6 protein-coding genes and 1 tRNA gene are annotated in these 5,422 nt (G+C 25.7%); all 7 read left to right on the top strand.

Annotation, left to right across the window (positions count from 1 at the left end; all coding sequences use genetic code 11):
* Window positions 1–158 precede the first annotated feature (158 nt).
* The 7 genes from ACSHW5_RS16545 (at window position 159) to ACSHW5_RS16515 (ending at window position 5,333) form a co-directional block, all read left to right on the top strand.
* Window positions 159–311: a hypothetical protein gene (locus ACSHW5_RS16545; RefSeq protein WP_435677064.1), complete on the top strand. Its 153-nt coding sequence runs from the start codon at window positions 159–161 to the stop codon at window positions 309–311.
* An 83-nt stretch (window positions 312–394) separates the two neighbouring features.
* Entirely contained in the window at window positions 395–547 is a 153-nt protein-coding gene (locus ACSHW5_RS16540) for a hypothetical protein (protein WP_435677064.1), read from the top strand.
* Between the two features lie 87 nt (window positions 548–634).
* Window positions 635–2,644: a tetratricopeptide repeat-containing sensor histidine kinase gene (locus ACSHW5_RS16535; protein WP_435677252.1), complete on the top strand. Its 2,010-nt coding sequence runs from the start codon at window positions 635–637 to the stop codon at window positions 2,642–2,644.
* Window positions 2,645–2,648: 4 nt separating this feature from the next.
* Window positions 2,649–3,332: a response regulator gene (locus tag ACSHW5_RS16530; RefSeq protein WP_435677251.1), complete on the top strand. Its 684-nt coding sequence runs from the start codon at window positions 2,649–2,651 to the stop codon at window positions 3,330–3,332.
* A 119-nt stretch (window positions 3,333–3,451) separates the two neighbouring features.
* The gene (locus ACSHW5_RS16525; protein ID WP_435677250.1) at window positions 3,452–3,898 is read left to right on the top strand and encodes a GNAT family N-acetyltransferase; all 447 of its coding nucleotides are present in this window, start codon (window positions 3,452–3,454) and stop codon (window positions 3,896–3,898) included.
* A gap of 241 nt (window positions 3,899–4,139) precedes the next feature.
* A complete protein-coding gene (locus tag ACSHW5_RS16520; RefSeq protein ID WP_435677249.1) occupies window positions 4,140–4,862 on the top strand; it encodes a LytR/AlgR family response regulator transcription factor in 723 nt (240 codons plus the stop codon).
* Window positions 4,863–5,260: 398 nt separating this feature from the next.
* A tRNA-Gly gene (locus tag ACSHW5_RS16515) sits at window positions 5,261–5,333 on the top strand.
* Window positions 5,334–5,422 lie beyond the last annotated feature (89 nt).

The raw sequence follows: 5,422 nt of genomic DNA, 5'->3' as shown, positions 1-5,422 counted from the left end.
AATCTAGACACCAATGCTGTAGAAAACATACAAGCAACAGGAGATATTTCTCAAGACAACGGTAGCAAACCATAAGTACTACTTTAAGAATTTAATGAAAACAAACTATTACCAAAGTAGTAGACTCAATTAAGCATAACCTTAAAAATCCCTATAAAATGAAAACCTTAAAAATCTTATTCGTATCAATTCTTTTTACGCTTGCTTTTACTTCTTGTACAGATTTAGAAGATGACAATCTAGACACCAATGCTGTAGAAAACATACAAGCAACAGGAGATATTTCTCAAGACAACGGTAGCAAACCATAAGTTCTACTTTAAGAATTCAATAAAAACAAACTACTACTGTAATAGTAGATTCAATATAGCATAACCTTAAAAATCCCCCAAAAATGAAAACTTTAAAAATCTTATTCGTATCAATTCTTTTTACCCTTGCTTTTACTTCTTGTACAGATTTAGAAGATGACAATCTAGACACCAATGCTGTAGAAAACATACAGGCAACCGGAGATATTTCTCAAGACAACGGTAGCAAACCATAAATAATTAGATTCCTAAAAAACTAAAAAAGGCCTTTATTGTAAATCATTAAAGGCTTTTTTATAGATTTGTTTCTAAAATGTAATCCTTTGAGAACTTATAAATTTTTATTATTTTCAATATTCTTTGGTATTTTAATAATTTCTTGTAGCAATAAACTTCAAAATCCCGAAATTTTATCAGCTAAAAAAGATAGTATTTCTAATTGGATTAAAAACTCTAAAAACACTACATTAAAACTTTCTATAAGAAAGCAATATTTATCAAAATCTTATTCCCAACTAAAGGAGCTAAAAACAGATGGAATTACCATTAAATTATGGAGTGACATTGCCTACCAAGAATTAAAATTAAAAGATACTTTTTTATTCAAAAAAATTAATAAAGAAGGTTTATGGCATGCAATGCGGTTAAAGGATTCGTTTTTTATTGCAGATATGCATTGGAACTACGCCAGTTATTACAATAATAAAGAAGTGTATGATAGCGCTTATTATCATTTTAATGTTGCCGAAAAATATTTTGTCAATTATAAAGAGTATTATGCTAAAATGCTTATTGGGAAAGCCTATATTCAAAATCAATTTTCAGACTATGTTGGTAGTGAAATATATATTGTAAAAACTATTAAAATATTTAAAGAGTTAAATAAATATAAAGAACTTTCTAATTCTTATAATAGTTTAGCCGTTATTCAGTTCGAATTAGAAGAATATGATGCAGCTTTGTTATATTTTAAAAAAGCTTTAGAATATTCAAAAAAAGCTAATTTTATAAATCAGTTTAGTATTAATAATAATATTGGTTTAACCTATCAAAAAAAAGGAGAATATACAACTGCTATTAGCTACTTTAAAAAAGATTTAGATACAAAATTAAAGCAGAAATTACCCTTAGAATATGCAAGAATTACAGACAACATTGCGTACACAAGTCTTTTAAATAAAGATACTTTAGGTATCGAAAAAAAAATTCAAGAATCTTTACATATTAGAGATAGTTTGCAAAGTACAGATGGTTTAATAACAAGTTATATGCATTTGTCTGAATATTATCGATATAAAAAAGATAAGATTAACGCAAAATTATATGTTCTTAAAGCCAATAATTTAGCCAAACAAATTAAAAATAATAGAGATTATTTATCTACTTTAAAAAGCTTGGCAGAATTAGATTCAAAAAATAGTACATTATTTTTAAAAAAATATATCTCATTTAAAGATAGTTTACAAATTACAGAACGTAAAATTTTAAATAAATTTTCAAGAATATCTTTAGAAACAAATGAGTATAAAGCAAAAACTGCAAGTTTATTTGAACAAATAAAATGGCTTTCTATTGTAGGAATAAGTATCTTAATTTTAACATTTTTTTTATATTCAGTAAGAACTCAAAAAATAGAAAAAGAAAAACTTATTTTAGAAACAGAACAACAAAGAGCCAATGAACAAGTATATCTTTTAACTTTGCAACAACAAACAGAGCTAGAAAAAGAAAAAGTAAATGAGAGAAATAGAATTTCTGAAGAACTACATGATGGAATTTTAAGCAAATTATTTGGCACACGAATTGGCTTAGGTTTTTTAGATATTAATTCAAGTAAAAGTGTAAAAGAAAAGCATGAATTATTTTTAGATGAATTACAAACTATTGAGAAAGAAATTAGAGACGTTTCTCATAAATTAAATAATAATTTTGACAGCTCAAACATTAATTTTACAACCATTATTCATAAATTAGTAGAAGGTAATAGTGAATTAGGTAATTTTACATTTGAATTAGATTTTAAAGAGATTACAGATTGGTATAAAATAAACGAAATAATTAAAGTAAATTTATACAGAATTATACAAGAGTCTTTGCAAAATATAATTAAACATGCAAAAGCAAAAAAAGTTACCATTCTTTTCTCTTCTAAAGAATCAAATTTAGTATTGTCAATTACAGATAATGGTGCTGGTTTTATAATAAAAAAGAAAGAAAAAGGAATTGGAATAAAAAACATTAAGTCTAGGGTAGTAAAATTAAATGGTAAATTTAAGATTTACTCTAAACCTAATGAAGGCACAAAAATAGTAATAGAAATCCCTATAAAATAATTAAATGAACAGCCAACCCTATTCTGTTATCATTATAGATGACCATCCTTTAATTGCAGAAGCATACAAAACTGCCTTTAGTTTTGTGGCCAAAAAAAACCCTTCTCTAATTTTTAATATAGAAGTTGCAGAAGATTGTGATACAGCAAATGAAATTATCGAAGAATATAATACGAATAATAAAAAATTAGACATTGTTTTTTTAGACATTAAATTACCACCATCTAAAGATGGTAAAATTCTTTCTGGTGAAGATTTAGGTATAAAAATTAAGACATTATTACCAAAAACAAAAATTGTAGTTTCTACCACTCTAAATGATAATTATAGAGTACACAGTATTTTTAAAAGCATTAATCCTGATGGGTTTTTAATTAAAAATGATATTACTCCAAAAGAATTAATAGAAACCATTAATACCATTATTTCAGACCCACCGTATTACAGTAAAACAGTTACAAAACTATTAAGAAAACAAATAAGTAATAATTTTTTGCTTGATGATATTGATAGAAAAATTCTTTATGAATTATCTATTGGTACAAAAATGAAAGAACTTCCAGAGATGATACCCCTTTCTCTAGCAGGAATAGAAAAAAGAAAAAGACATTTAAAACAAATATTTAATATAACCGCTTCTGATGATAAAGAACTGCTTTATTTAGCTAAAGAAAAAGGTTTTATATAAAACCTTTTTCTTTTTACTAAAAAAATAGGTTTTAACCTTATCTTAAAAAAGTATAAAATTTTACTTTTTTAAATTCACATTCAAAGAAGCAAACAATATATTTGCCAAAATTTATTAATATGAAAACTCATATTCAAATTATTAAGGCCGATAAAATTTTAACAATTATTCCGCTTTTATCAAAATTAAACACCACTACGCCAATTAACATTTTAGAAAAAAGAGTGATAGAAATGGCCAATTTACCAAATTATGAATGTGTTGGTTTGTATGTTAATGATGTATTAGTTGGTATTTCTGGGCTTTGGTATACTACAAGACATTATATTGGTAAGTCTGCAGAACCAGATCATGTAATTATAGAGAACACCATAAGAGGCCAAGGTCTTGGAAAGAAATTCTTTCACTGGATAGACAATCATGTAAAAAGTAAAGGCTGCGAAGCCATTGAATTAAATGCCTATGCTAGTAACCCAAAATCTCATAAATTCTATTATAATGAAGGTTATAATATATATGGTTTTCATTTTTTAAAAGTGTTGCGTAAAGATGAAAAGTTTTATTAAAACCTTATAATTCATAAAATTTTTAATTGCTAAAGACTAAAACTAATTATAACAAAAAAAAAATATCCTATTGCAAAACTATTGCTGTTAAAACCTACAATAAGTATCTGTGAACCTTATATCACAATAGATATTTACAAAACTTACAATGGTAAGTTTTACCCTTATTTATTTTAGTCTTTTCCCTTACTCAAAATCCTTTTCTCTATTGTATTTTTACATTACTAATAAAAAAAAGCAAATGATTTCTAGCATCATCATAGAAAATGATAAAAATACAACGGCCAACATAAAGGCTATTGCGCTAGAATTCCCTGAAATTTATTTTTTAGAATCTTCAGAAAATCAAGATGCAGCTTTAAATGCCGTTTTAAAAAATAATGCAGAAATTATTATAATAAATATAGATTCGCCCACTTTTAATATTGCAGAATTTATGTTAGAGGTTCAAAATTATACAAAAAGACCACCAACATTTGTAGCAATGTCTGCTTTTAAAGAAAAAGCGTATGATGCCTATAAATATAATTTTACAGATTTTATATTAAAACCATTAACAGAACTTAGCATTAGAAAAAGTATCTTAAAAGTATTAAAAAAGAACGAACCCAGTATACAGACAACCATCTGTTTAAAATCTAATAAAGATTATAGATATTTAGATATAGATAAAATTTTATATTTAAAGGCAGATAACAATACCACGGATTTTTTCATGTCTGATGGCAGTGTTGTGGTAGTATATAAAACACTTAAAGTTTTTGAGAACACGCTTCCTAAAAACTTTTTAAGAATTCATAAAAGTTATATCATTAATAAAGATTGTATTTCTAGAATACATTACGGAAAATCTGTTTGTATTCTTAATAACCAACATAAAATACCCTTTACAAAAACGTTTATAGATAATATGGATTTAATAAACACATCATTATCTAAAAACACTATAATTACTTTAAATTAATTACCCTACTAATTAAAAGATAAATTTTCCTCACAAAAAAGTAAGTTTCCCTAAAACTTTTACTCTTTTGTGAGATTTTTCTTTTACAGTTTATTTATTCTTATGAATACCAATTACAACATTTTTATATAATTAGTACCATAAACAACATTTTAAACGTATTTAAAAACAGATATTCGCGATTTTATTCCCATTGTATCCTTACTTAAAAATAGAAATAATATTACAAAATGGAAAAGAGCTCAACATATTCTGTTGTACTAATAGATGATCATCCTTTAATTTCCGCAGCATACAAAACTGCTCAAAATTATTAATCAATAAAACACTAATTTTTCATTAAAAAAACATTGCAGAACTCAAAAATGTTTATATATTTGCAACCGCTTACCAATAATGCGAAAGTAGCTCAGTTGGTAGAGCGTCAGCCTTCCAAGCTGAATGTCGCCGGTTCGAACCCGGTCTTTCGCTCAAAGACTTTACTTCATTGTAAAGTCTTTTTTTTGTCTTAAATTTTATGAAAAATCAAAAATAAAGGTGAGAAGTTTATATCGAGCGAA

The sequence above is a fragment of the Polaribacter sp. genome (assembly GCF_051251875.1).
Classification (GTDB): Bacteria; Bacteroidota; Bacteroidia; order Flavobacteriales; family Flavobacteriaceae; genus Polaribacter.
Note: the sequence above shows the minus strand (reverse complement) of the source record. Positions and strands in the feature narration are given on the sequence as shown.